The organism is Sporichthyaceae bacterium, assembly GCA_036269075.1.
Taxonomy (GTDB): domain Bacteria; phylum Actinomycetota; class Actinomycetes; order Sporichthyales; family Sporichthyaceae; genus DASQPJ01.
This window is the reverse complement of record DATASX010000128.1, coordinates 1-25,955: the sequence shown is the minus strand read 5'-3', so window position 1 is coordinate 25,955 and position 25,955 is coordinate 1. Positions and strand designations below refer to the sequence as shown.

At 70.8% G+C, this 25,955-nt stretch carries 25 protein-coding genes; 22 read left to right on the top strand and 3 right to left on the bottom strand.

Annotated features, from left to right (window positions below; genetic code table 11):
• The 5 genes from aroC to VHU88_23920 all read left to right on the top strand — a co-directional run.
• Nucleotides 1–680, top strand: a 680-nt coding sequence (gene aroC, locus VHU88_23940) for a chorismate synthase (protein HEX3614761.1), incomplete at its 5' end; no start/stop codon positions are given.
• Nucleotides 677–1,210, top strand: a complete 534-nt coding sequence (locus VHU88_23935) for a shikimate kinase (protein HEX3614760.1) — start codon at nt 677–679, stop codon at nt 1,208–1,210. The genes aroC and VHU88_23935, both read left to right, overlap by 4 nt.
• Nucleotides 1,207–2,307, top strand: a complete 1,101-nt coding sequence (gene aroB / locus VHU88_23930) for a 3-dehydroquinate synthase (protein ID HEX3614759.1) — start codon at nt 1,207–1,209, stop codon at nt 2,305–2,307. The genes VHU88_23935 and aroB overlap by 4 nt, the downstream gene beginning before the upstream one ends.
• Complete coding sequence (aroQ, locus tag VHU88_23925; GenBank protein HEX3614758.1) at nt 2,304–2,729, top strand: type II 3-dehydroquinate dehydratase; 426 nt, start codon at nt 2,304–2,306, stop codon at nt 2,727–2,729. The genes aroB and aroQ overlap by 4 nt, the downstream gene beginning before the upstream one ends.
• Before the next feature lie 68 nt (nt 2,730–2,797).
• Entirely contained in the window at nt 2,798–3,880 is a 1,083-nt protein-coding gene (locus VHU88_23920; GenBank protein HEX3614757.1) for an aminopeptidase P family protein, read from the top strand.
• 7 nt (nt 3,881–3,887) lie between these two features.
• Here the strand turns inward: VHU88_23920 and VHU88_23915 are convergent, their stop codons facing one another.
• Nucleotides 3,888–4,364 (bottom strand): hypothetical protein, encoded by a 477-nt coding sequence (locus tag VHU88_23915; GenBank protein HEX3614756.1) that lies wholly within the window; start codon nt 4,362–4,364, stop codon nt 3,888–3,890.
• A gap of 119 nt (nt 4,365–4,483) precedes the next feature.
• Between VHU88_23915 and efp the strand changes: the two genes are divergently transcribed.
• The 3 genes from efp (at nt 4,484) to nusB (ending at nt 6,065) form a co-directional block, all read left to right on the top strand.
• Complete coding sequence (efp, locus tag VHU88_23910; protein HEX3614755.1) at nt 4,484–5,044, top strand: elongation factor P; 561 nt, start codon at nt 4,484–4,486, stop codon at nt 5,042–5,044.
• A 136-nt stretch (nt 5,045–5,180) separates the two neighbouring features.
• Nucleotides 5,181–5,561, top strand: coding sequence for a hypothetical protein (locus VHU88_23905; GenBank protein ID HEX3614754.1), 381 nt, complete (start codon nt 5,181–5,183; stop codon nt 5,559–5,561).
• 93 nt (nt 5,562–5,654) lie between these two features.
• Nucleotides 5,655–6,065, top strand: a complete 411-nt coding sequence (gene nusB / locus VHU88_23900; GenBank protein ID HEX3614753.1) for a transcription antitermination factor NusB — start codon at nt 5,655–5,657, stop codon at nt 6,063–6,065.
• Between the two features lie 18 nt (nt 6,066–6,083).
• Here the strand turns inward: nusB and VHU88_23895 are convergent, their stop codons facing one another.
• Nucleotides 6,084–6,569: a transcriptional regulator gene (locus VHU88_23895; GenBank protein HEX3614752.1), complete on the bottom strand. Its 486-nt coding sequence runs from the start codon at nt 6,567–6,569 to the stop codon at nt 6,084–6,086.
• 208 nt (nt 6,570–6,777) lie between these two features.
• Here VHU88_23895 and pyrR point away from each other — a divergent pair, with 208 nt between their 5' ends.
• From pyrR to VHU88_23865, 6 genes are read left to right on the top strand one after another with little or no spacing between them, the layout of a single operon-like run.
• Nucleotides 6,778–7,356 carry a bifunctional pyr operon transcriptional regulator/uracil phosphoribosyltransferase PyrR gene (gene pyrR / locus VHU88_23890; protein HEX3614751.1) on the top strand — a complete coding sequence of 193 codons (579 nt, stop codon included), beginning with the start codon at nt 6,778–6,780 and terminating at the stop codon, nt 7,354–7,356.
• A complete protein-coding gene (locus VHU88_23885; GenBank protein ID HEX3614750.1) occupies nt 7,353–8,366 on the top strand; it encodes an aspartate carbamoyltransferase catalytic subunit in 1,014 nt (337 codons plus the stop codon). Before pyrR ends, VHU88_23885 begins: the two co-directional genes overlap by 4 nt.
• Nucleotides 8,363–9,652, top strand: a complete 1,290-nt coding sequence (locus tag VHU88_23880; protein ID HEX3614749.1) for a dihydroorotase — start codon at nt 8,363–8,365, stop codon at nt 9,650–9,652. Before VHU88_23885 ends, VHU88_23880 begins: the two co-directional genes overlap by 4 nt.
• Complete coding sequence (gene carA, locus VHU88_23875) at nt 9,649–10,785, top strand: glutamine-hydrolyzing carbamoyl-phosphate synthase small subunit (protein HEX3614748.1); 1,137 nt, start codon at nt 9,649–9,651, stop codon at nt 10,783–10,785. The genes VHU88_23880 and carA overlap by 4 nt, the downstream gene beginning before the upstream one ends.
• Entirely contained in the window at nt 10,778–14,089 is a 3,312-nt protein-coding gene (gene carB, locus VHU88_23870) for a carbamoyl-phosphate synthase large subunit (GenBank protein ID HEX3614747.1), read from the top strand. Before carA ends, carB begins: the two co-directional genes overlap by 8 nt.
• Nucleotides 14,086–15,144 (top strand): quinone-dependent dihydroorotate dehydrogenase, encoded by a 1,059-nt coding sequence (locus VHU88_23865; protein ID HEX3614746.1) that lies wholly within the window; start codon nt 14,086–14,088, stop codon nt 15,142–15,144. Before carB ends, VHU88_23865 begins: the two co-directional genes overlap by 4 nt.
• 91 nt (nt 15,145–15,235) lie before the next feature.
• Here VHU88_23865 and VHU88_23860 read toward each other — a convergent pair whose 3' ends face one another.
• Nucleotides 15,236–18,058, bottom strand: a complete 2,823-nt coding sequence (locus VHU88_23860; protein HEX3614745.1) for a pitrilysin family protein — start codon at nt 18,056–18,058, stop codon at nt 15,236–15,238.
• Nucleotides 18,059–18,153: 95 nt separating this feature from the next.
• On the opposite strand from VHU88_23860, the gene pyrF reads away from it, so the two are divergent.
• The 8 genes from pyrF to metK all read left to right on the top strand — a co-directional run.
• A complete protein-coding gene (gene pyrF / locus VHU88_23855; GenBank protein HEX3614744.1) occupies nt 18,154–18,981 on the top strand; it encodes an orotidine-5'-phosphate decarboxylase in 828 nt (275 codons plus the stop codon).
• A gap of 127 nt (nt 18,982–19,108) precedes the next feature.
• Entirely contained in the window at nt 19,109–19,429 is a 321-nt protein-coding gene (mihF, locus tag VHU88_23850) for an integration host factor, actinobacterial type (GenBank protein HEX3614743.1), read from the top strand.
• The gene (gene gmk / locus VHU88_23845; GenBank protein ID HEX3614742.1) at nt 19,426–20,019 is read left to right on the top strand and encodes a guanylate kinase; all 594 of its coding nucleotides are present in this window, start codon (nt 19,426–19,428) and stop codon (nt 20,017–20,019) included. Before mihF ends, gmk begins: the two co-directional genes overlap by 4 nt.
• A gap of 59 nt (nt 20,020–20,078) precedes the next feature.
• Complete coding sequence (rpoZ, locus tag VHU88_23840) at nt 20,079–20,351, top strand: DNA-directed RNA polymerase subunit omega (GenBank protein ID HEX3614741.1); 273 nt, start codon at nt 20,079–20,081, stop codon at nt 20,349–20,351.
• An 18-nt stretch (nt 20,352–20,369) separates the two neighbouring features.
• Nucleotides 20,370–21,593, top strand: a complete 1,224-nt coding sequence (gene coaBC / locus VHU88_23835) for a bifunctional phosphopantothenoylcysteine decarboxylase/phosphopantothenate--cysteine ligase CoaBC (protein HEX3614740.1) — start codon at nt 20,370–20,372, stop codon at nt 21,591–21,593.
• Between the two features lie 47 nt (nt 21,594–21,640).
• Nucleotides 21,641–23,398, top strand: coding sequence for an amidohydrolase family protein (locus tag VHU88_23830; GenBank protein ID HEX3614739.1), 1,758 nt, complete (start codon nt 21,641–21,643; stop codon nt 23,396–23,398).
• A gap of 139 nt (nt 23,399–23,537) precedes the next feature.
• Nucleotides 23,538–24,887 (top strand): putative glycoside hydrolase, encoded by a 1,350-nt coding sequence (locus tag VHU88_23825; GenBank protein ID HEX3614738.1) that lies wholly within the window; start codon nt 23,538–23,540, stop codon nt 24,885–24,887.
• Between the two features lie 53 nt (nt 24,888–24,940).
• Nucleotides 24,941–25,955, top strand: a 1,015-nt coding sequence (gene metK / locus VHU88_23820; protein ID HEX3614737.1) for a methionine adenosyltransferase, incomplete at its 3' end; no start/stop codon positions are given.

The window sequence follows — 25,955 nt, the reverse complement described above, 5'->3', positions numbered from 1 at the left end:
TCAGGGCGCCCGCTGGGCTGCTCCCCGAGCCGGGCGACGGCGAGCGCATAGACGCCGACCCGGTGCGCTGCCTCGATCCGGAGACCTCGGCGCTGATGGTCGCCGAGATCGACGCCTGCCACAAGGAGGGCGACACCATGGGCGGGGTCGTCGAGGTGCTGGCCTACGGCCTGCCCCCCGGCCTCGGCAGCCACGTGCACTGGGACCGCAAGCTGGACGCCAGGCTGGCCGCCGCCCTGATGAGCATTCAGGCGATCAAGGGCGTGGAGCTCGGCGACGGCTTCGAGCTCGCCCGCACCCGCGGCTCGCTCGCGCAGGACGAGATCCTGCCGGGACGCCCCGGCGTGCGCCGGCGCACCGGCAAGTCCGGCGGCACCGAAGGGGGCATGTCCACCGGTGAGACGCTCAGGGTGCGCGCGGCCATGAAGCCGATCTCCACCATCCCGCGCGCCCTCGCCACGGTCGACGTCGCCACCGGCGAGGAGTCGGTCGCCCACCATCAGCGCTCTGACGTGTGCGCGGTGCCGGCGGCCGGGGTGGTGGCCGAGGCGATGGTGGCCATGGTGCTGGCCGACGCCGTGCTGGAGAAGTTCGGCGGCGACAGCGTCGCCGAGACTGCCCGCAACATCGCGGCCTACCGCGCCTCGCTGGCCGACCGCGGTCTGGGCTGGACTCCGTGAGTCCGCGCGTCGTGCTGATCGGGGCGCCCGGTGCGGGCAAGACCACGGTCGGACGGTCGTTGGCGCACCGGCTCGGGGTCGGGTTCCGCGACACCGACAGCGACATCGCCACGAAGGCCGGCAAGCCGGTCTCGCAGATCTTCGTCGACGACGGCGAACCGGCGTTCCGCGAACTCGAGGTCGCCGCGGTCGCCGATGCCCTGCGCGACCACGACGGCGTGCTGGCCCTGGGTGGCGGGGCGGTGCTCACGCCGGCCACGCAGCAGGCGCTGCGGGGCCACCGGGTCGTGTATCTGGAGGTGACCCTGTCAACCGCGGCTCGCCGGGTCGGCCTGAACCGCGACCGGCCGCTGCTGCTGCACAACCCGCGCGCCACGCTCAAGGCGCTGCTGGACGACCGCCGCCCGGTCTACCGGTCCGTGGCCAAGGTCGTCATCTCGGCCGACGGCCGCGTCAGCGACGTCGTGACCGAGGTGCTGGCGGCTCTGGGCGAGGGCGGCGCACCGGCGCCGGAAGGGGCCCCGGCATGAGCGGCGGTGAACCGACCCGGCTCCACGTCGCCGGCCCGGCGCCCTACGACGTGCTGGTGGGCTCCGGGTTGGCCGCGGAACTCCCGCTCCTGCTGGGATCTGACGTCGAGTCAGTCGCGGTGATCTGCCCGCAGCCGCTGCGCGCCCTGGGCAACGCGATCCGGGAGCACCTGGACCGGTCCGACTACCAGGCACTGATCATCGAGATCCCGGACTCCGAGGCGGCCAAGACCGCCGAGGTCGCCGCGCACTGTTGGTCCGCGCTCGGGCAGGCCGGATTCACCCGCAGCGACGCGGTCGTCGGAGTCGGCGGCGGCTCCACCACGGACCTGGCCGGGTTCGTGGCCGCCACCTGGCTGCGTGGCGTCAAGCTGGTCAACGTCCCCACCACGCTGCTCGGCATGGTCGATGCCGCCGTCGGCGGCAAGACCGGGATCAACACCGGCGCCGGCAAGAACCTCGTCGGCTCGTTCCACCCGCCCGCCGGGGTGCTGTGCGACCTGGCAGTGCTGCGCACGCTGCCCGCCGCGGAATGGGTCAGCGGCCTGGCCGAGGTCATCAAGGCCGGCTTCATCGCCGACCCGGAGATCCTCGAGCGGGTCGAGAGCGCGCCGGACGAGGCCGCCGCGGCGGAGGGCCGCTACACCCGCGAGCTGATCACCCGCTCGATCCAGGTGAAGGCAGACGTGGTCTCCGTCGACCTCAAGGAGACCGGCGCCGCCGGCAGCATCGGTCGGGAGATGCTCAACTACGGCCACACCCTCGGCCACGCGATCGAGCGGCTGGAGGATTACCGCTGGCGGCACGGCCCGGCGATCTCCATCGGGATGGTCTTCGTCGCCGAGTTGGCCGCACTGCAGGGCCGGATCCCGAGCGAGCTGGTGGAGCGGCACCGCAAGGTGCTCGAGGCTGTCGGCCTGCCGGTGCGTTACCGGGCCGACCGGTGGGGGGAGCTGCGGTCAGCGATGAACCTGGACAAGAAGTCGCGGGGCTCCAAACTTCGCCTGGTGGTGCTGGACGGCGTGGGCCGACCGGTGATCACGGCCGAACCCGACGAGGCCATGCTCACCGAGGCGTTCCGGCGGGTGAGTGCATGAAGGTCCTGGTGCTGAACGGTCCGAACCTGGGCCGACTGGGCTCCCGCGAGCCCGACGTGTACGGGGCCACGAGCTTCGCCGACCTGGCCGAGATCTGCCGGAAGGCCGGCGTCGAGCTGGGCCTGAACGTCGAGGTGCGGCAGACCGACGACGAGGCCGAACTGGTCGGCTGGCTGCACGCGGCGGCGGACGAAGCCATCCCGGTCGTGCTGAACCCGGCTGCGTTCACCCATTACTCCTACGCGCTGCGCGACGCCTGCGCCCAGCTGCGCGCCCCGCTGATCGAGGTGCACATCTCCAACCCGGCCAAACGCGAGGAGTTCCGGCACAACTCGGTGGTCGCCGGGGTTGCGACCGGGACGATCGCCGGCTTCGGCGTCGAGTCCTACCTGCTGGCCCTGCGGGCGCTCACGACGATCTGACGCAACGTCAGCTCAACGCGTCGGTCAACCTTGTGCCGAGCCCGGCTCCGCCCTCTACTCTGAGGAACATGCCGGACCAGCACGGGGCGCGTCGGCAACGGGTGCGCGACGCGTTCGTCGCGGCCGACCAGGACGCGGCCCTGATCACCGATCTGGTCAACGTCCGATACCTCACCGGGTTCACCGGCTCGGCCGGCGCGCTGCTGATCACCGCGGACCGGGCGGTGTTGGGCACCGACAGCCGGTACCGCGCGCAGGCCGCGGCCCAGGCCCCCGACGTCGAACTTCTCGTCGACCGGGCGCCGACCTGGGCGCTGCTGCTCGAGGCCGAGCGAATCGGGGTGCGGCGGCTGGGGTTCGAGGCGCATCACGTCACCGTCGCGGCGCACGCGGAGTTCCGCGCGCAGGCTCCGGCGGTCGAGCCGGTCGCGCTGGGGCACCTGGTCGAGGCGCTGCGGATCGTGAAGGACGAGGGGGAGTTGGCCGCGCTGCGCCACGCGGCGGCGATCGCCGACAGCGCATTGGCCGAGGTGCTCGAGGGGCTGGTGCTGGGCCGCACCGAGCGCCACCTGGCCCGGGAGCTGGAACGCCGCATGCTGGACAAGGGCGCGGAGGCTGCGGCGTTCCCGTCGATCGTCGCCTCGGGTGCGAACTCCGCGATCCCGCACCACCGGCCGACCGACCGGCGCATCGCCTTCGGCGACCTGCTGAAGATCGACTTCGGGGCGCGGTTCGACGGCTACCACTCGGACATGACCCGGACCTTCGTGGTCGGGTCGAATCCGACGGACTGGCAGGTGGAGATCCACGACCTGGTGTTCGCCGCGCAACGGGCCGGCCGCGAGGCGTTGGTTCCGGGGGCCGACGTGGTCCGCGTCGATGCCGCCGCCCGCGACGTCATCGCCGCAGCCGGTCACGCCGAGCACTTCGGCCACGGCCTCGGCCACGGCGTCGGCCTGCAGATCCATGAGGCCCCGCTGCTCGCGGCGGCCTCCCACGGGACTCTGGAAGCAGGGACACCGTTGACCGTCGAGCCCGGCGTTTACCTCGACGGGCTCGGCGGCGTGCGGATCGAGGACACCCTGGTCGTGACCGACGACGGCCCGGAACTGCTCACGCTGACCACGAAAGAACTGCTGGTTCTGGACTGAACCGGCCTCAGCAGGACCGGTGCAGCGCCAGCTGCACGGCGAGCACTGCCACCGCCCCGACGGCGCCGATCACGACCAGGGCCGGCAGGGCCCAGCGGATCGGGCCGTGCACCTGGGCGGCGGGCAGCGGAGTGGCGATCGCCGGCCGTTGGCGTCGGGCCACCGCAGCCAGCCGAGACACCGCCAGCACCGGCAGCAGGACGGCGAATCCGAAGCCGCCGAGCACTGCCAGTCGTGGGCTGTTGACGTGCGCGAGCCCCAGCAACCAGTGCTCGAGCAGCAGGACCGAGGCGATCAGGCCCGCCGTCCGCCGGAGCTGCTCCCGCCAGCGTCGACCACGCCGCGGTCGCCGAGCGGTGGCGCTGGGCCGGGCCTCCCGACGGACGGCGTACCAGATCGCGCCGCTGACCAGGGCGAGCACCACCAGGTCGAGCGCGAGACCGAACAGCCAGTCCGGTCCGCCGGCGTCTCGGCACTCGTGCACGATCCTCCCCGGTCGGGTCGAGAACCGGCCCGAGCAGTCGCGAGGCGAGCCCTGTGCAGGCTGCACGTTATCCTCGTCGCCGCCCGACATTTCACCACCGATGCTGGAGAGTCCCGACAGTGGCTACGACGAACGATCTGAAGAACGGCCTCGTGCTCAACATCGAGGGCCAGCTGTGGTCGGTGGTGGAGTTCCAGCACGTCAAGCCCGGCAAGGGCCCCGCGTTCGTGCGCACCAAGCTGAAGAACGTGCTGTCCGGCAAGGTCGTCGACAAGACCTTCAACGCCGGGCTCAAGGTTGAGACCGCGAGCGTCGACCGCCGCGAGATGCAGTACCTGTACAAGGACGGCGAGGACTTCGTGTTCATGGACACGGACTCCTTCGAGCAGCTGCCCGTTCCGCCGGCGACCGTCGGCGACTCGGCGAAGTACATGCTGGAGAACCAGCTGGCGACCGTCGCCGTGCACGAGGGCGCCCCCTTGTACGTGGAGTTGCCGCCGTCGGTCGAGCTGCTGATCAGCTACACCGAGCCGGGCCTGGTGGGCGACCGGTCCACCAGCGGGACCAAGCCCGCGACGCTGGAGACCGGTGCCTCGATCCAGGTGCCGCTGTTCATCGTGACCGGCGAGAAGGTCAAGGTGGACACCCGATCGGGGGAGTACACCGGCCGGGTGAACTGACGGCAAGATCGACCGCTTGCGCAAGTAAGGGTTCCTTGGATCACCGGGCGATTGCCTCCGGTCGGTCAATCCGGTCAATCCGGACCGATAAGGTTCCGGCGTCCTTAGCCAAGTTGACAGAAGGGTTTCTCCTGCCATGAAGGCTGTGAAGTTGCTGCTGGTCCCGACGCTGCTCGCGGGCCTCGCCCTTGGCCCGGCCGGCGCCGCGTTCGCCGAGACTGCTCCGGGCGGCCCGTCCGCGCCGAGCGCCGGTGCCACGGCGACCCCGAAGCCGAAGGCCCCCATGTCGGGTGCGGCGTCCGCCGCATCGGCTGCCAAGCCGAAGCCGACCAAGAGCCCGGCCGCCGAGCCGACCAAGCCGCCGAAGATGGGCGTCACCACCGCGGCCAAGCCGACTCCGAAGCCGACCAAGCCGCCGAAGATGGACCTGACCACCGCGGCCAAGCCGACTCCGAAGCCGACGAAGGCCCCCGCGGCCGCAGCGCCTGCGAAGCAGGAGCCGAAAGCCAAGAGCTAGCGTTGTCGCTGCCGCACCGGGGACGCGCGAACTCGTCGCGGCCCCGGAGCGGCAGCTGCGCAAGTTGTTCGAACCCAGGCGGAAGGTCGAGGAATGAGTGCCCGGGGGAAGGCTCGTAAGCGAGCCGTCGACATCCTCTTCGAGGCAGACGTCCGCGGCACCGATGCCACGGCGACCCTCGCCGCGCGAGTTGCCGCCGAGGACCCGCCGGTACGGGAGTACACCGTCGCCCTCGTCGAGGGCGTGACGGCCAACCGGGTCCGCATCGACGACCTGCTGGCCACCCACTCCCACGAGTGGACGTTGGACCGCATGCCCGCGGTCGACCGGAACGTGCTGCGAGTGGGCGTCTACGAGATGCTGTTCGTGCCGGACGTACCCGACGCCGTCGCGATCAGCGAAGCCGTCGAGCTGGTGACCGAGCTGTCCACGGACCGCTCACCGGCCTTCGTCAACGGATTGCTGGCCCGCATTCTCACGCTCAAGCCGACGCTGTCGGCCTGAGCCGCGCGCTGCGGCGCGTCACTCGGCCTGGTTCGACCCGCCGTTGAGCACGCCCCACCGGATCAAGTCCTCGGTCAGGCCGCTGGGCGCCTTGTCGTAGATCACGGCCAGCGCCCGCAGGTCCTCCTGGCGGATCGAGAGCACCTTGCCGTTGTAGTCGCCGCGCTGCGACTGGATCGTCGCGGCGTAGCGCAGCAGTGGGCCCGCGGCCTCGACGGGGGCCTCGGCAAGGCGCTCGAGGTCGAGGACCAGGCGCGGCGGGGCCTCGGCAGCTCCGCTCGGGGCGCCGCCCGGCAGCAGCTCGGCCACCGGGACGCCGTAGAACCCGGCCAACTCGGAGAGCTTCTGGACGGTCACCGCGCGGTCGCCGCGCTCGTAGGAGCCGACCACCACTGCCTTCCACCGCCCCCGCGACTTCTCCTCCACGCCGTGCAGGGACAGGCCCTGCTGGGTGCGGATGGCCCGCAGTCGGGCGCCGAGGGACTTGGCGTACTCACTGGGCAACTGGTTCTCCGAGGTCACGCTGTGTGCGGGTTCACAACCGCTTCTCACTACCTGGTGTGAAGTTACGCAGAGTTAGCATCCGCGTCAACCGGTGATCTCCCCGGGCTTGGTGAGGTGCGACGGCGCGCCGGTATACGCCTGTTAGAGTGATTGCGAAGAGTTTCCCTTTAAGACCCGTCCGGAGAGGCGGGGAAGGGGTACATCTGCCATGTCAGCACAGCCAGGCCCACGTGGCCAACTCGCCTCGGGCCGTCAGGTCCTGGAGGCCTCCGACATCCGTCGTGCGCTCACGCGCATCGCCCACGAGATCGTCGAACGCAACAAGGGCGCCAACGACATCGTGCTGTTCGGCGTGCCGACCCGCGGGGTCCCGCTGGCCAAGCGCCTCGCCGCCCGGATCGCCGAGGTCGAGGGCACCGAGATCCCGGTCGGCTCTCTCGACATCACCATGTACCGCGACGACCTGCGGCTGCGCCCGACCCGTTCGCTGGAGCGCACCGAGGTCCCGGCCCGGGGGGTCGACGGGGCGGTCGTGGTGCTCGTGGACGACGTGCTGTTCTCCGGCCGCACGATCCGTGCGGCGCTCGACGCGCTGAACGATCTCGGCCGCCCCCGCCTGGTGCAGTTGGCGGTGCTGGTCGACCGCGGGCACCGCGAACTGCCGATCCGCGCCGACTACGTCGGCAAGAACCTGCCGACCTCGCTGTCGGAGAACGTGCACGTGCAGATCCTCGAGACCGACGGCGTAGATGCCGTCGTGCTCTCCTCGCCGGAGGTGAGTTCGTGAAACGCCACCTGCTGTCGGCCGGCGACCTCGACCGCGACGGCGCGCTTCTGGTGCTCGACACCGCCGCCGAACTGGCGCGCCTGGCCGACCGGCCGATCAAGAAGCTGCCGACGCTGCGCGGGCGCACCGTGGTGAACCTGTTCTACGAGGACTCCACCCGGACCCGGACCTCGTTCGAACTTGCCGCGAAGCGCTTGAGCGCCGACGTCATCAACTTCGCCGCCAAGGGCTCGTCGGTGTCGAAGGGGGAGAGCCTCAAGGACACCGCGCTGACTCTGGAGGCGATGGGTGCCGACGCGGTAGTCGTGCGCCACTTCAACTCCGGCGCCCCGCATCGGCTGGCCACGGCCGGCTGGATCCGTGGCGCGGTGATCAATGCCGGCGACGGCACCCACGAGCACCCCACCCAGGCCCTGCTCGACGCCTACACGATGCGCGAGCGGCTCGGCGGCTTCGACGGCCGGCGGGTCTGCATCGTCGGGGACGTGCTGCACAGCCGGGTGGCCCGCTCCAACGTGCTGCTGCTGCACACGCTCGGTGCCGAGGTGACCCTGGTCGCCCCGCCTACCCTGTTGCCGGTGGGCGTGGGTGCCTGGCCGTGCGCGATCTCCTACGACCTCGACGCCGAACTGCCCAAGTGCGACGCGGTGATGATGCTGCGGGTGCAACGCGAGCGCATGAACGCCGCGTTCTTCCCCAGCGCGCGTGAGTACAGCCGGCGCTACGGCCTTGACGTCAACCGGATGAATCTGCTGCCGGAGCACGCCATCGTGATGCACCCGGGCCCGATGAACCGGGGCATGGAGATCACCGCGGCGGTCGCCGACTCGCCGCGCTCCACGATCGTCGAGCAGGTGACCAACGGCGTGAGCGTACGCATGGCGGTGCTCTACCTGCTGCTGTCCGGCAGCGAGCCCGCCATCGGCAGAGCCGAACAGAAAGATCAGGACAGCGGCCGCGACGAATCTGAGGCAGCGTCACTTATCGCTGACGACAGGGAAGGTGCATGAGCGAGTCGTTCACGATCCGGGGTGTGCGTCCACTCGGCGGTGACCCGACCGATCTGCTGGTCGCCGACGGTCGAGTCGTCGAGATCGGCCTCGGCGTCTCGGCGGCCGGTTCCCACGTGATCGACGCCGATGGCCTGATCGCACTGCCGGGCCTGGTCGACCTGCACACCCACCTGCGGGAGCCGGGCCGGGAGGACGCCGAGACCGTCGAGTCCGGCACGCAGGCGGCCGCGCTCGGCGGGTTCACCGCGGTGCATGCGATGGCGAACACCTCGCCGGTCGCCGACACCGCCGGGGTGGTCGAGCAGGTCTGGCGCCTCGGTCTGCAGTACGGCCACGCCGATGTCCGTCCGGTGGGCGCGGTGACCGCCGGACTGGCCGGGCAGCAACTGTCCGAACTGTGGGCGATGGCGCAGTGCCCGGCCGCGGTGCGGGTCTTCTCCGACGACGGGCACTGCGTGTCCGACGCGCTGCTGATGCGCCGCGCCCTGGAGTACGTCAAGGCGTTCGACGGGGTCGTTGCTCAGCATGCCCAGGAGCCACGGCTGACCGAGGGCGCCCAGATGAACGAAGGCGAGTGCTCGGCAGTGTTGGGGCTTGCCGGGTGGCCCGCGGTCGCCGAGGAGGCGATCATCGCCCGCGACTGCCTGCTGGCCGGGCACGTCGGCTCGCGACTGCACGTCTGCCACGTCTCGACCGCCGGATCGGTGGAGCTGATCCGCACGGCCAAGGCCAAGGGCTGGGACGTCACCGCGGAAGTGACGCCCCATCACCTGCTGCTGACCGACGACCTGGTCACCTCCTACGACCCGATCTACAAGGTCAACCCGCCGCTGCGCACGGCCGCGGACGTCGAGGCGCTGCGGGCCGGCCTGGCCGACGGGACGATAGACGCCGTCGCCACCGACCACGCTCCGCACGCGGATGAGGACAAGGACTGCGAGTGGGGCGCGGCGGCCATGGGCATGCTCGGCCTGCAGACCGCGCTGTCGATCGTGCAGCAGGTCATGGTCGACACGGGATTGCTCGACTGGGCCGGGGTTGCCGATCGGCTGTCGGTGCGTCCGGCGCGCATCGGCCGGGTCGACGGGCACGGCCGCGGGATCGCCGTCGACGCCCCGGCCAACCTCACGCTCCACGATCCGAGCACCACCTGGACCGTGGACCGCGACGCCCTGGCCTCGCGCAGTCGCAACACCCCGTACCGCGGTCGGACCCTGCCGGGCACCGTGTACGCCACATTCCTGAGGGGCAAGCCGACAGTGCTGGACGGGAAGCTCGTATGAGGTACGGCAAGCGACCTGCACTGCTGGTGCTCGAGGACGGCCGGACCTTCCACGGTGCGGCCTACGGCCACGTCGGGGAGACGTTCGGCGAGGCGGTGTTCTCCACCGGCATGACCGGCTACCAGGAGACGCTGACCGACCCGTCGTACCACCGGCAGGTCGTGGTGATGACCGCGCCGCACATCGGCAACACCGGGGTGAACGACGAGGACCCGGAGTCCCGCCGGATCTGGGTCGCCGGGTACGTGGTCCGCGACCCGGCTCGGGTGCCGTCGAACTGGCGGTCCGTCAGATCGCTCGAGGACGACCTGGACGCCAACGGGGTGGTGGGGATCAGCGGCATCGACACCCGCTCGCTGACTCGGCACCTGCGCGATGCCGGCGCGATGCGCGTCGGGGTGTCCAGCGTCGAGGACGACGCGAACGCCTTGCTGGCCCGGGTTCTCCAGTCGCCCGACATGCTCGGGGCCGACCTGGCCAAGGAGGTGAGCACCGCCCAGCCCTACGTGGTCCCGGCGATCGGCGAGAAGCGGTACACCGTCGTGGCCGTCGACCTCGGCATCAAGGCGATGACCCCGCACCGCATGGCGCAACGGGGGATCGAGGTCCACGTGGTCCCGGCCACCGCGACCGCCGCCGACGTGCTCGCCCGCGACCCCGACGGAGTCTTCCTGTCCAACGGCCCGGGCGACCCGGGCGTGGCCGACTACGCGGTCGACCTGGCCCGCGGGGTGCTGGATGCCCGGGTGCCGCTGTTCGGCATCTGCTTCGGCAACCAGATCCTCGGCCGGGCACTGGGTTTCGGCACCTACAAGCTGCGCTTCGGGCACCGCGGCATCAACCAGCCGGTGCTGGACCGCACCACCGGCAAGGTCGAGATCACCGCGCACAACCACGGCTTCGCGGTCGACGCCCCGCGCGAGGGCGCAACCGAGACGCCGTACGGCCGTGCCGAGGTCTCGCACGTCTGCCTCAACGACGACGTCGTCGAGGGCGTGCGCTGCCTGGACGTCCCGGCCTTCTCGGTCCAGTACCACCCGGAGGCGGCGGCCGGCCCGCACGACGCCGGGTATCTGTTCGACCGGTTCGCGGATCTGATGGCAGGTCAGAAGTTGGAGCACGCGCATGCCTAAGCGGGGCGACATCTCGTCGGTCCTGGTCATCGGGTCCGGGCCGATCGTCATCGGTCAGGCCTGCGAGTTCGACTACTCGGGCACCCAGGCCTGCCGCGTGCTGCTCTCGGAGGGGATTCGAGTCAGCCTGATCAACTCCAACCCGGCCACGATCATGACCGACCCGGAGTTCGCCGACGCCACCTACGTCGAGCCGATCACCCCGGAAATGGTCCGCGCGGTCATCGCCAAGGAGCGGCCGCAGGCCCTGCTGGCGACCCTGGGCGGGCAGACCGCGTTGAACGCCGCGATGGCCCTGCACGCCGACGGGACGCTGGAGGAGTTCGGCGTCGAGCTGATCGGTGCCAACGTCGCCGCGATCGAGGCCGGGGAGAACCGCGAGAAGTTCAAGGACATCGTCGCGCGGATCGGCGCCGAGTCCGCGCGGTCGACGATCTGCCACTCGATGGACGACTGCCTCAAGGCCGTCGCGGACCTCGGCTACCCGGTGGTCGTCCGCCCGTCGTTCACCATGGGCGGCGCCGGTTCCGGCATGGCCTACGACGAAACCGACCTGCGCCGCATCGCCGGCTCCGGCCTGGCCGCCTCCCCGACCACCGAGGTGCTTCTGGAGGAGTCGATCCTCGGCTGGAAGGAGTACGAGCTCGAGCTGATGCGCGACCGCAACGACAACGTGGTCGTGATCTGCTCGATCGAGAACCTCGACCCGATGGGAGTGCACACCGGCGACTCGATCACCGTCGCGCCCGCGCTGACCCTGACCGACCGCGAGTACCAGCGCATGCGCGACGTCGCGATCGAGGTGATCCGCGCGGTCGGCGTCGACACCGGCGGCTGCAACATCCAGTTCGCCGTCGAACCCTCGACCGGCCGCCTGATAGTGATCGAGATGAACCCGCGGGTGTCGCGGTCCTCGGCCCTGGCGTCGAAGGCGACCGGCTTCCCGATCGCGAAGATCGCCGCCCGGTTGGCGATCGGCTACACCCTCGACGAGATCCGCAACGACATCACGCAGGTGACCCCGGCCAGCTTCGAGCCGACGCTGGACTACGTCGTGGTCAAGGTGCCACGGTTCGCGTTCGAGAAGTTCCCGCAGGCCGACCCCAGACTCACCACGCACATGAAGAGCGTCGGCGAGGCGATGGCGATCGGCCGCAACTTCACCGAGGCGCTGCAGAAAGCCCTGCGCTCCTTGGAGAAACGCGATGCGACCCTGTCCTGGGCCGGCGAGCCGGGCGACAAGGCCCTGCTGCTCGACAAGATCTCGACGGCCTACGACGGGCGGCTGCGCGACGTGGTCGGCGCGCTGCGGGCCGGTGCGACCCCGGAGGAGGTCCACGACGCGACGAAGATCGACCCCTGGTTCGTCGACCAGTTGTTGCTGCTGCACGAGGTCGCCGGCGAGTTGGGCGCGGCAGAGCAGCTCGACCCGGACCTGTTGCGATTGGCCAAGCGGCACGGCTTCGCCGACTCCCAGATAGCCGAGATCCGGAAGATGCCGGAGGCCGTCGTCCGCGGGGTGCGGCACGCGCTGGGCATCCGGCCGGTGTTCAAGACCGTTGACACCTGTGCCGGTGAGTTCGAGGCGCACACGCCGTACCACTACTCGTCCTACGACAGCGAGACGGAAGTGAGGCCGGGTCAGAAACCGAAGGTGATCATCCTCGGGTCCGGGCCGAACCGCATCGGGCAGGGCGTGGAGTTCGACTACTCATGCGTGCACGCCAGCTTCGCGCTGCGCGAGGCCGGCTTCGAGACCGTGATGATCAACTGCAACCCGGAGACGGTCTCCACCGACTACGACACCTCCGACCGGCTGTACTTCGAGCCGCTGACGTTGGAGGACGTGCTCGAGGTCGTGCACGCGGAAGCTGCCGCCGGCGAGATCGTCGGCGTGGTCGTGCAACTCGGTGGCCAGACCCCGCTGGGCCTGGCGCGGGCGCTGAAGGAGGCCGGGGTCACGATCGTGGGCACCTCGCCGGAGGCGATCCACCTGGCCGAGGACCGCGGGGCCTTCGGTCGGGTGCTGGCCTCCGAAGGACTCACCGCCCCGAAGTGGGGGACCGCGTTCTCGTTCAGCGAGGCCAAAGAGATCGCCGACGAGGTCGGCTACCCGGTGCTGGTGCGCCCGTCCTACGTCCTCGGCGGCCGGGGGATGGAGATCGTGTACAGCGAGCAGATGCTCGCCGACTACATCTCCCGGGCCACCGAGATCTCCGCGGACCGCCCGGTGCTGGTCGACCGGTTCCTCGACGACGCCGTCGAGATCGACGTCGACGCGCTCTACGACGGCACCGAGTTGTTCCTCGGTGGGGTCATGGAGCACATCGAGGAGGCCGGGATCCACTCCGGCGACTCGGCGTGCGTCCTGCCCCCGATCACCCTGGGGAACAAGGACATCGAGCGGATCCGCGAGGCCACGGAGTCGATCGCCCGGGGCGTCGGGGTGCGTGGGCTGATCAACGTGCAGTACGCGATCGCCGCCGACGTGCTCTACGTGCTCGAGGCCAACCCGCGCGCCTCGCGCACCGTGCCGTTCGTCTCGAAGGCGACGGCGACCCCGCTGGCGAAGGCAGCGGCCCGGGTGATGCTCGGGGCGACGATCCCGCAGTTGCGGGTCGAGGGCCTGCTTCCGCCGCGCGGCGACTGCGCCGACCTGCCGTTCGACGCGCCGGTAGCGGTCAAGGAAGCGGTGATGCCGTTCAACCGGTTCCGGACGGCCTCCGGCGAGCATGTCGACACGATTCTCGGCCCGGAGATGCGTTCGACCGGCGAGGTCATGGGCATCGACTCGAGTTTCGGCTCGGCGTTCGCCAAGTCGCAGGCCGGTGCCTACGGGTCGCTGCCGAGCAAGGGCGCGGCGTTCGTCTCGGTGGCCAACCGCGACAAGCGGGCCATGATCTTCCCGGTGAAACGCCTGCACGACCTGGGTTTCGAGATCCTCGCGACCGGTGGCACTGCCGATGTCCTGCGCCGCAACGGGGTCCCGGCCACCGTGGTCCGCAAGGGCCACCACGGCCCCGGGCCGGCCACCGAGGCCTGGCCCGAGGGCGAACCGACGATCGTGACGCGCATTCAGAACGGCGAGATCGCGATCATCGTGAACACGCCGTTCGGGGTGGGTTCCCGGGTCGACGGGTGGGACATCCGCACCGCCGCGGTCGGCTCGAACACCCTGTGCGTCACCACCGTCCCCGGCCTGGCGGCCGCGGTGCAGGGCATCGAATCGCTGCTGCGCGGCGAAATCGGGGTCCGCTCGCTGCAGGAGTACGCCGCCGCGTTGAACGCCTCCCGGGCGCGATGACGGTGTTGAGCGCCGGTTACGAGCGCCTCGCGCGACGGGTGCTGTTCGCCACCGGGTCCGGCGACCCGGAGGCGGCGCACGCCCGGGTGCTGCATACCCTCGAGCGGGCCTGCGGTACCCCTGGGCTCCGGGCGGCGCTGAGCCACGTCCCGCGGGCCCAGGCCCCGGTCGAGGCGTTCGGGTTGACCTTCCCGAACCCGGTCGGGCTGGCGGCCGGGATGGACAAGGACGCCGTCGCGATCCCGGCCTGGGCGGCGCTGGGGTTCGGGTTCGTCGAGGTGGGCACCGTCACCTGGCACGCGCAGGCCGGCAACCCGCGGCCGCGGCTGTACCGGCTGACGTCCTCCGAGGCGATCATCAACCGGATGGGCTTCAACAACTCCGGCGCCGAGGCGATGGCCGGGCGACTGGAGGAACTCGGCCGGGGTCCGATCCCGGTCGGGATCAGCCTGGGCAAGTCGAAGATCACCCCGGTCGCCGACGCCACCGCCGACTACCTGGCCTCGTTGAAGCTCTTGCTGCCCTACGCCGACTACGTGGCTGTCAATGTGAGCTCGCCGAACACCCCGGGGCTGCGCTCGTTGCAGGACCGCGACGCCCTGGACGAGTTGCTCGGCGAACTGCGCGGCTACACCGTCGCGGCCGCAGGCCCGGGCGGCGCGAAGCCCCTCTTGGTGAAGATCGCGCCGGACCTGACCGACGCCGCACTCGGCGAGGTCCTCGAGGTCTGCTCGGCCCGCGGGGTCGCCGGGATCATCGCGACCAACACGACGATCGCTCGCGACGGCCTGGACGACGCGGATGTCACCCGCGCCGAGCAGGCCGGTGGCTTGTCCGGGCGCCCGCTGCGCGACCGGGCGCTGGAAGTGGTCCGTCTGGTGACCGCGGAGTCCGGCGGCGCGCTACCGGTCGTCGGGGTAGGCGGGATCACCTGTCCCGACGACGCGATGCGGATGCTCGACGCCGGCGCCGTGCTGGTGCAGATCTACACGGGCTTGGTCTACCACGGCCCCGGCCTGGTGCGCGGCATCGCGAAAGCCGCCGCCAACCGCTGAGCAATTCCGATCATCGATGATCGCAGCGTTGTTCTCTCATACGCGGGGCGTCACGAAACCCGGACGAACCGGGCGCCAAATGACTCCTCAATCATCGATGATCGGGCTGTGCGTCCACGACTACCGGGGTGGCCCCGGTGGCTGAGGCGAGTTGGTCGGTGATCGCGGCCCGGTCGCCGACCGCGACGATGCGCCACGCGGACAGGTCGAGCAGATGTCCCAGCGCGGCCGAGACCGCGTCGACTGTGACGGCCTCGACGCGGTCGGTAAGGCCCGCGTAGAAGTCCTCGGGCAGGCCGAGGGCGAACAGGTCCGCGGCGGTCTCGGCGGCCTTGGCTGAGGTCTGGAACAGCGCCGGCATCCCGCCGATGATCGCGTCCTTGCCGCGCCGCAGTTCGTCGGCGGTCACCGGCTCGTCGCGGATGCGCTGAACCTCCTTGGTGATCTCCTGGATCGACTCCCCGGTGTGCGCGGTCTCGACCGACCCGGAGATGTCGAACCAGCCGACCCCGCGAGTGGCGGCCAACGTGGAGAACAATCCGTAGGTCCAGCCGTGGTCCTGACGCAGGTTCAGATCCAGTCGGCTCGACAACCCGAGCGAACCGAGGACCTTGTTGCCGACCAGGGTGGCCTCGTAGCTCGGGTCGGTGCGGGCCATTCCCGGCTGGCCGATCTCCAACGCCGTCTGGGTCGCCCCCGGGACGTCCTTCACGACGACGTGATCCGGCGACGGCGTACCCGGTCCGGGCACCGGCGGCACCGGTGCGCCGGCCTGCCACGAGCCGAAGGTCCGCTGGGCCAGGCCTTGGGCGGTCGCCTGGGTCAGATCGCCGGCGAGCACCAGCGCGCTGGTGGTCGGTGTCCAGGCCGCCCCGGCGAACCGTTGCAACTCGGCGTGGTCGATCGCGTCCAGTCCGGCGGCCGTACCGGTCGACAGATGCCCGTACGGATGATCGGACCCGAGAACCTGACGGCGCATCAGACCGTAGGCAGCGGTGGCCGGTTTCGCCGAGTCCGCAGTCAGCTGCACCTTCAGGTCGTCGCGCACCCGACCGATGGCGTCGTCCGCGAACGTCGGGCGCCGGACCATGTCGGAGAGCAGATCCAGACCCGGACCGGCCTGGCCGCTCAACGTCTCCAGGGTCACCGCGCTGGAGTCCGGGTGCGCCGCGGAGGTCAGCTTGCCGCCCAGTTCGTCGACGGTGGCGGCGATCGCGGCCGCGTCGCGGTCGCCGGCGCCCTGCCGCAGCATGTTCACGGCGAACTGGGCCATACCCGGTTCGGCGACCGGGTCGGCGGCGCTGCCGTAACGGGTGACCATCGAGGCGGTCACCAGGGGCAGCCCGTCGAGGTGGACCAGATAGACCGGAAGGCCGTTGCTCAGGACGAACCGTTGCACGCCGGGCAGGTCCACGGGCGGTGCCGGCGTCGGGTCCGGGACCGAGTTTCGCCACAGCTCGGTCGTCGAGACGGCGAGCGGTGCGACCGGGGGAGCGGGCGGCGCGGGCGGGTCCGGCGGCAGCACCCGTGGGCCGGGCAGGGTAGTCACCACGACTCGGCCGTCGGTCCGTAGTTGGCCGGTGACGAAGGCCTGGACGTCCGCGGTGCTGACCGCCGCGTGCCGGTCGATGTCGGCCTGCAGGTAGTCCGGCCGTCCGGTGTAGAAGACGTAGCGGTTGATCGTGTCGGCCCGTCCGTCGAAGTCGCCGATCGGTTCCATGGCACGTACGGCCGCGGCGACCTGGGTGGTGCGGGCCCGGGTCAGGTCCGCGTCGGAGGGCCCGGCGGTCCGCAGCGCGGCCAGGTCCGCGTCGATCGCGGACTCGACCTCGGCCGCGGTGTGGCCAGGCTTGGCCACCGCGGTGATCGAGAAGATCGAGGGGTGGGCCAGCGAGAACTGCGAGGCCGACACCGACTGCGCGATCTTCCGGTCGCGGACCAGGTCCCGGTACAGCAGGCCGGACTCCGAGCCGGCCAGCAGTTGCGCGACCACGTCGCCGCTCGCATCGCCCGGGGCGAACGCCGGGGGAGTCAGCCAGGCCATCTCGACCCGTTGCAGGTCGACCTTGTCGGTCAGCGTGACGTCCTTCTCGGCGCTGATGTGCGGGATCGCGATGTTCGGCGCCGCCGCCTCGGGACCACGCGGGATCGGCCCGAAGTACTTGCTCACCCAGGCCTTCGCGTGGTCCGGGTCGAAGTTCCCGGCGATCACCAACGACGCGTTGTTCGGTACGTAGTACCGGTGGAAGAACGCCCGCACCCGGTCCAGGGTCGCGGCCTGGATGTCGGCGTGCGAGCCCATCACCGCGGCGTGATAGGGGTGGTCCTCCGGGAAAAGCTGGTGCCAGCTCTCCTCGTCGCTCAACGCGTACGGGCGCTGCTCGCGGTTCTGCCGGCGCTCGTTGCGGACGACCTCCTGCTGGTTGTACAGGGTGGTCGCGGTCAGGGCGTCGAGCAGGAAGCCCATCCGGTCGCTCTCGGCCCACAGGGCCAGTTCGAGCCGGTCGGCGGGCAGATTTCCGATCACGTAGTTGGTCCGGTCGAACGAGGTCGACGCGTTGTAGATCGCCCCGGTGCCCTCGATGAGTTGGTCCAGCTTCCCGTGCGGGATGTGGCCCGAACCCTGGAACATCATGTGCTCGAACAGGTGGGCGAAGCCGGTCTGGCCGGGCTCCTCGTTCGCGGCTCCGACGTGGTACCAGATGTTGGTCGACACGGTCGAGACGTGCGGATCCCGCGACAGGATCACCTGCAACCCGTTGGGCAGCACGTAGGTCTCCATCGGCAGCGCCACCCGTGGGGTGGTCGCGGCGATCGACCCCTGCCCGCCGGAGACCTGCGCCCCGACCGCGGCCAGGGCCACGCAGAGCAGGACCACCAGCAGCGGCGCGTACCGACGCACCCGCAAACCCACGACGCCTCCCCGGCCGATCACGTCGGAGGCTCGCAGGCTAGCCAGGCGAGCGGCACGACACAATTGCGACACCGACCGGGTGGGAGGCAATCTCGATGGAGCCCTTCGGGGAGCGTCTGTGGGGCGCACTGCGCGAGCACGGGCCGTTGTGCGTGGGCGTCGACCCGCACGCCGAGTTGCTCGCCGCCTGGGGGCTGCCGGACGACGCAACCGGCGCGGAGACCTTCGGCCGGCGTGTGGTGGAGGCGCTGGCGGGCCGGGTCGCCGTGGTCAAGCCGCAATCGGCGTTCTTCGAGCGCTTCGGCTCGGCCGGGGTCCGGGCCCTGGAGGCCGTCCTCGCCGATGCCCGGGCAGCCGGACTGCTGTGCATCATCGACGTCAAACGCGGCGACATCGGGTCGACGGCCGCGGCCTACGCCGCCGCCTACCTGAACCCCGACTCGCCGCTGTCCGCCGATGCCCTGACCGTGTCGCCCTACCTGGGCTTCGGGTCCCTCCAGCCGTTCCTCGACGCCGCCGCGGCACACAACGGCGGGGTGTTCGTGCTCGCGCTGACCTCCAACCCGGAGGGTCCGCAGGTCCAGCACGCCAGAGCGCCGGACGGGCGCAGCGTGGCCGGGGTGATGCTCGAGGCAGTGCGCAGGCAGAACTTCGGGGTGAGACCGCAGGGCTCGGTGGGGGTCGTGGTCGGCGCGACGATCGGTTCGACCGACGAGGACCTCGCGATCAACGGTCCGCTGCTGGTCCCGGGCCTGGGCGCGCAGGGCGGCGGTGGGGCGGACCTGCGGCGCATCTTCGGCGCCGTTGCGGGCAATGTGGTGCCCAGTGTGTCGCGTGAGGTGCTCCGGGCGGGCCCGAACCCCGGCGCGCTGGCCGATGCTGCACAACGGGCCGCAGGTGAATACGCTTCGGCGCTGGGGTAGCGTCACTTCGGGGTTGTCCGTACGGCCTCTTCGACCTCGTGTTGCCCGTGTGCGCGGGGGTTCGCTAACTTCCGTTTCGACCGCGTCGTCTTGCCGTTGTCCGATCGAACAACTGGGGTGACCCTCCGTGGCTCTTCCTCCGCTGACTCCCGAGCAGCGCGCCGCCGCATTGGAGAAGGCTGCCATTGCGCGGCGCGAGCGGGCTGAGGTGAAGAATCGGCTCAAGCACTCGGGCGTCACGCTGGCCAGCGTGATCAAGGAGGGCCAGGAGGACGAGATCGTCGGCAAGATGAAGGTTTCGGCACTGCTGGAGTCGATGCCCGGTGTCGGCAAGGTCCGCGCGAAGCAGATCATGGAGCGGCTCGGGATCTCCGAGACCCGTCGCGTCCGCGGCTTGGGCACCAACCAGATCGCCGCTCTCGAGCGCGAGTTCGGCGCCGGTTCTTGACCGACGACGCATCCGCGTCGCCGGAGAACCCCAAGGCCAACCGCCTGCTGGTCCTGTCCGGGCCGTCCGGGGTAGGCAAGAGCACGTTGTTGGCGGCCGTCCGACAGGCCGCCCCGGAACTCTGGGTCTCGGTCTCCGCGACGACCCGGCATCCGCGGCCCGGTGAGCGGCACGGCGTCGAGTACTACTTCGTCGATCGTGCCGAGTTCGCCGGGATGGTGCGCGACGGGCATCTGCTCGAGTGGGCCGAGTTCGCCGGCAACTGCTACGGGACCCCGCGTGAGCCGGTGCTGGACCGGCTGGCCGCCGGCCGCTCGGTGCTGCTGGAGTTGGAGATCCAGGGCGCCCGCCAGGTGCGGGCCGCGATGCCCGAGGCGACCCTGGTGTTCCTGGCCCCGCCGAGCTGGGAGGAACTCGTGCGCCGGCTGGTCGGTCGCGGCACCGAACCGCAGGAGGTGATCGACCGGCGGCTGGAGGTGGCCCGTGCGGAACTGGCCGCCGGGTCGGAGTTCGACGTGACGCTGGTGAACACGTCGGTCTCCGCGGTGCTGGCCGAACTGTTAGCCTTGACTCAACTCCCGCTGTGCTGAATCACTCCAAGGCACAGGGCTGAGCTGCTGCTGTGTTCATTTTATCGAAGGGTTGACGCGTGTCCGGAACGTTCGCCGCTCCCGAGGGCATCACCAACCCACCGATCGACGAGCTTCTCGAGGCCACCGACTCGAAGTACAGCCTGGTCTCCTACGCCGCCAAACGCGCCCGGCAGATCAACGCCTACTACTCGCAGCTCGGTGAGGGCCTGCTCGAGTACGTCGGCCCGCTGGTCGACACCCACATGCACGAGAAGCCGCTGTCGATCGCCCTGCGGGAGATCAACGCCGGCCTGCTGACGTCCGAGCCGATCGAACCGCCCGACAGGTAAGCCGACCGGAGTCAGTGGATGTCGGCGACCGCACCCCGCGTGGTGCTCGGGGTGTCGGGCGGCATCGCGGCCTACAAGGCCTGCGAGCTGCTGCGCCGCTTCACCGAGTCCGGAGCCACCGTCCGGGTCGTACCGACCGCCTCGGCCCTGCGCTTCGTCGGTGCCGCTACTTGGGCCGCGTTGTCCGGGCAGCCGGTGGCCACCGAGGTCTTCGAGGACGTCCACGAGGTGCCGCACGTGCGCCTCGGGCAGCAGGCCGACCTGGTTGTGGTGGCCCCGGCGACCGCGGACCTACTGGCCCGGGCTGCCGCCGGTCGCGCCGACGACCTGCTCACCGCCACCCTGCTGACCGCCCGCTGCCCGGTGCTGTTCGCCCCGGCCATGCACACCGAGATGTGGGAGCACCCGGCCACCGTCGAGAACGTCGCCACCCTGCGTCGTCGCGGCGCGGTCGTGCTCGACCCCGCGTCGGGCCGGCTGACCGGCGCCGACACCGGACCGGGCCGGCTTCCGGAGCCGGAGCAGATTCATGCGGCTGCGCTGCAGCTGTTGGCGCGTGGCTGCGCGCCGGTCGATCTGACGGCTCGGCGGATCGTGATCTCGGCCGGCGGCACCCGGGAACCGTTGGACCCGGTCCGTTTCCTCGGCAACCGGTCCACCGGGCTCCAGGGCTACGCGTTGGCCACGACAGCGGTGGCCCGCGGCGCCGAGGTGACCCTGGTGGCGGCCAACTGCGAGCTGCCCGACCCGGCCGGGGTCAAGGTCGTCCGGGTGGGCACGGCGCTGGAGCTGCGAGCCGCGGTCCGCGACGCGGCCGCTGATGCTGACGCGGTCGTGATGGCCGCCGCGGTGGCGGACTTCCGGCCGCAGGCCGTGGCCGGCGCCAAGATCAAGAAAGGCGACACCGAACCGGAGCCGCTGGTACTGGTCCGCAACCCCGACGTGCTGGCCGAGCTCTGCGAGCACCGGCCGCGCATCGGTCAGGTGATCGTCGGCTTCGCCGCCGAGACCGGCGACGCCGAGCACAGCGTGCTCGACCACGGCCGGGCCAAGCTGGCGAAGAAGCGGTGCGACCTGCTGGTCGTCAACGAGGTGGGGGACGGTCGGGCCTTCGGGACCCCGGACAACGCGGCGGTGGTCCTCGGCCTCGACGGCTCGACCACCGAGGTGCCGAACGGCCCGAAGACCGCGTTGGCCCACGTCGTTTGGGACCTGGTCGTCGCCCGGCTGCCCACGATCTGACGCCGCATCAGGCCCGTCGACAACCCCAGGCGACCATGGAGGACGAGATGTCAGCCGAACACAACGGAACCTTCGACCTGGTCATCCGGGGCGGGACCGTCGCGGACGGCACCGGGGGAGCGCTGCGAACCGCGGACGTCGCGGTGCGCGACGGCCGGGTCGCCGAGGTGGGCACGGTATCCGGCCGCGGCCATCGGGAGATCGACGCGGCCGGCCTGCTGGTCGCTCCCGGCTGGGTCGACGTGCACACCCACTACGACGGCCAGGCGACCTGGGACAACCGGCTGGCCCCGTCCTCGCCGCAGGGCGTCACCACGGTCGTGTTCGGCAACTGCGGGGTGGGCTTCGCCCCGGTCCGGCCCAGTGAGCACGACCGCCTGATAGCGCTGATGGAGGGCGTGGAGGACATCCCCGGGACCGCGCTGCACGAGGGTCTGCCCTGGACCTGGCAGTCGTTCCCGCAGTACCTCGACGCCCTCGACGCCCTGCCGCACGACATCGACGTCGCCGCGCAGGTGCCGCACGGGGCGTTGCGCGTCCACGTGATGGGCGACCGGGGCGCGGCCGGCGAGGACGCCACGGCCGCGGACATCGCCGAGATGGCCGAGCTGGTCGAGCAGGCGGTGCGTGCCGGTGCGCTGGGCTTCACCACCTCGCGCAGCACCAACCACAAGTCCAGCACCGGTGAGCCGACCCCGTCCCTGACCGCCTCGGAGAGCGAACTCGTCGGCATCGCGGCCGGGCTCAAGGCAGCCGGCAGCGGGGTCATGCAACTGCTGTCCGACTTCGCCGACGTCGACGCCGAGTTCGAGCTGATCCACCGGATGGCCGCCGCGTCCGGCCGGCCGCTGTCGTTCACGCTGGCCGAGCAGTTGGCCTTCGCAAGGCCCGACGACAAGGTGCCGTACCTGGCGATCCTCGACCGGATCGGCCGGTCCCGGGCCGCCGGCGTGCAGCTGACCGCCCAGGTCGCCCCGCGCGCCATCGGCCTGATGATGGGCCTGGAGGCGACGCTGCACCCGTTCGTCGCCAACCCGGTCTTCGCCGAGATCGCGGAGCTGGACCTCGCCGCCCAGGTGGTCGCGCTGCGCGACCCGGCGTTCCGGCAACGGCTGCTGACCGCGGCCAACGCCGGCTCCGACAAGCTCGGCGGGAGCATGGTGACCCGCTACGACCGGTTGGTCGAACTCGGCGACCCGCCGAACTACGAGCCGCCCGCCTCGGCCAGCATCGCCAACCGGGCCGCCGCCGCCGGGGTCAGCCCGGAGGAGATGGCGCTGGACGTCATGCTCACCGCGCAGGGCCGCGGCCTGCTGTACCTGCCCGCGGCGAACTACCTGAACTGGAACTTCGACGTGGTGCGGGAGATGCTCGTGCACCCGTGCGCGGTGCCCGGGCTCTCCGACGGCGGCGCCCACGTCGGCACGATCTGCGACGGCGGGTTCCCGACGTTCCTCCTGTACTGGTGGGGTCGGGACCGGCCGTCCGGTCGCCTGCCGGTCGAGTGGCTGGTCGCGCGGCAGACCGCCGCGACGGCCCGGTTGGTCGGGCTGGAGGACCGCGGCGTGCTGGCCCCGGGCTACCGGGCCGACATCAACGTCCTGGACTTCGAGAAGTTGGCGCTGCGGGCCCCGCGGATGCACGCCGACCTGCCTGCCGGCGGGCGGCGCTTCCTGCAGCCGGCGACCGGATACCGCCACACGTTCGTGGCCGGCCTCGAGACCTACGTCGACGGCGAACCGACCGACGCGCTTCCCGGCCGGCTGGTGCGTGGGCCGCAACAGCTCGCGGCTTCCGTCTCCTGACGGCGAACTCCTGACGGGTCGGCCGGCGGCGGGCAAAATTCCACGGTGCCGCGTGGTGCCGGCCGCAGGATCTGCCGATGGGTCATCGTGACGCCCACGGTCGTGCGGCCGCGCGACTGCGGGCTGATCGGGGGCATCGGTGAGGAAGTCCGGACGCGCACTGCTGTTGACCGTCTCGTTGGCCGTGCCGCTGGTGGCGTGCGGCCTGACCGGAAAGACGACCACCGCCGGTCCGGCGCCCGGCAGCGCCGCCCCGTCGCCGACCGCCTCGGCATCCCGGACCGCCTCGCCCACCGCGGCTCCGTCCGGGACCGCGCCGGGCGCGTTCGGCGTGCGCGCCGCGCACATCACCTCGTTCGGCTGGGCCGAGCCGACGTTGCGCGACCCGATCCTGGAGCTGGTCAAGGAGAAGAAGCTCGACGCGGTCCAGTTGGACATCAAGGACGAGGACGGCATCGTCGGCTACGACTCGCAGGTGCCGTTGGCCGTGGCGGCGGGCACCGTGATGAAGCGCTTCGACATCAAGGAGGCCGTGTCCACGATCCACGCCGCCGGCGCCAAGGTGATCGGGCGCATCGTGACCTTCCGCGACCCGCGCCTGGCCCGGTGGGCGGTCAAGAACCAGAAGATGGACTACGTCATCCAGAACACCTCTGGTGGCGCTTACAACGCGGGCACGTACGGCACCGCGGCATTCACGAACTTCGCCAACCCCGACGTGATCGAGTACAACGTCGCGTTGGCCGAGGAAGCCGCCAAGGCCGGCTTCGACGGGATCATGTACGACTACGTCCGCAAGCCGGAGAACACCGGCCAGGTGTACCCGGGCATCGGCTCGCAGACCCCCGTGCAGGCGATCACCGCATTCGTGAGGACCGCCGCCGGCCGGATCCACGCCGCAGGCGCCACGGCCGGCGCCGCCGTCTTCGGCATCTCCGCGTTCGCCCCGACCCTGGTGGCACAGGACATCCCGCAGTTGGCGAAGTACCTGGACTTCGTCTCGCCGATGATCTACCCGTCCCACTGGAACTCCGGGGAGTACTCGGTGTCCTCCCCGGTGCATCAGCCGTACGACATCGTCAAGCGGTCGCTGATGGACTTCAACCGGCTGGTGATCGGCACCAACTGCCGGATCCAGCCGTGGTTGCAGAACTTCAGCTGGCCGATCCTGTACTCCTCCGACGACGTCGCCGCGCAGATCAGGGCCGCGAAGGACGACGGGATCAACAGCTTCTTCCTGTGGAACGACTCCTCAAAGGTCGGGCTGGGCGCGCCCGCGCTGGTCGCCCGCGACGCCTCGAGCGACGCGCCCGGGCAGGTCGTCTACTCGGTGGGCAAGCCCGGCAATGCCTCCGACGGCACCACGGAGGAGGCCAAAGCCAAGGAGTTCATCGACGCCTGGTTGGCCTGGGTCGACGCCGGCAAGCAGGGCACGTTCGTCGACCCCCTGGGCTCCGGCGGGACGCCCACACCCACCTCGGGCCCCTGACACCGGTGCGCCGGTACACTTTGCGCGTCCAGTAGTTGTCCTTGAGGAGCGTTGTGTCCCGTCGTCTGTTCACCTCGGAGTCGGTAACCGAGGGCCATCCGGACAAGATCGCCGATCAGATCAGCGACTCGATCCTCGACGCGCTGCTCAAGGAGGACCCGCGCAGCCGCGTGGCGGTCGAGACGTTGATCACGACCGGCCAGGTGCACGTGGCCGGTGAGGTCACCACCCAGGGCTACGCCGACATCCCGACGATCGTCCGGGAGCGGGTGCTCGACATCGGCTACGACTCGTCGAAGAAGGGCTTCGACGGCGCCTCGTGCGGCGTCTCGGTCTCGATCGGCTCGCAGTCGCCGGACATCGCCCAGGGCGTCGACTCCGCCTACGAGGAGCGCGAGGGCGAGGGCCACGACGAGCTCGACCGGCAGGGCGCCGGCGACCAGGGCCTGATGTTCGGCTACGCCTGCGAGGACACCCCCGAGCTCATGCCGCTGCCGATCCAGCTGGCCCACCGCCTGGCGCAGCGGCTGTCCTCGGTCCGCAAGTCCGGCACCGTCCCGTACCTGCGGCCGGACGGCAAGACCCAGGTCACCATCGAGTACGAAGGCGATCGCCCGGTCCGCCTGAACACGATCGTCGTCTCCAGCCAGCACGCCGCGGACATCGACCTGAAGACGCTGTTGGCCCCCGACGTGGCCGACCATGTCGTCGCGCCGGAGCTGGAGGGTCTGGACATCGAGACCGCCGGCTACCGCCTGCTGGTCAACCCGACCGGCCGCTTCGAGGTCGGCGGCCCGATGGGCGACGCGGGCCTGACCGGCCGCAAGATCATCGTCGACACCTACGGCGGCATGGCCGCGCATGGCGGCGGCGCGTTCTCCGGAAAAGATCCGACAAAAGTGGACCGCTCCGCCTGCTACATGGCGCGCTACGTGGCGAAAAACATCGTCGCGGCGAACCTGGCGGGCAAGTGCACCGTCCAATTGGCCTACGCGATCGGCGTCGCCGAGCCGGTCAGCGTCATGATCGACACTCAAGGAACGAGCGACATCGATGAGGAAACGCTGG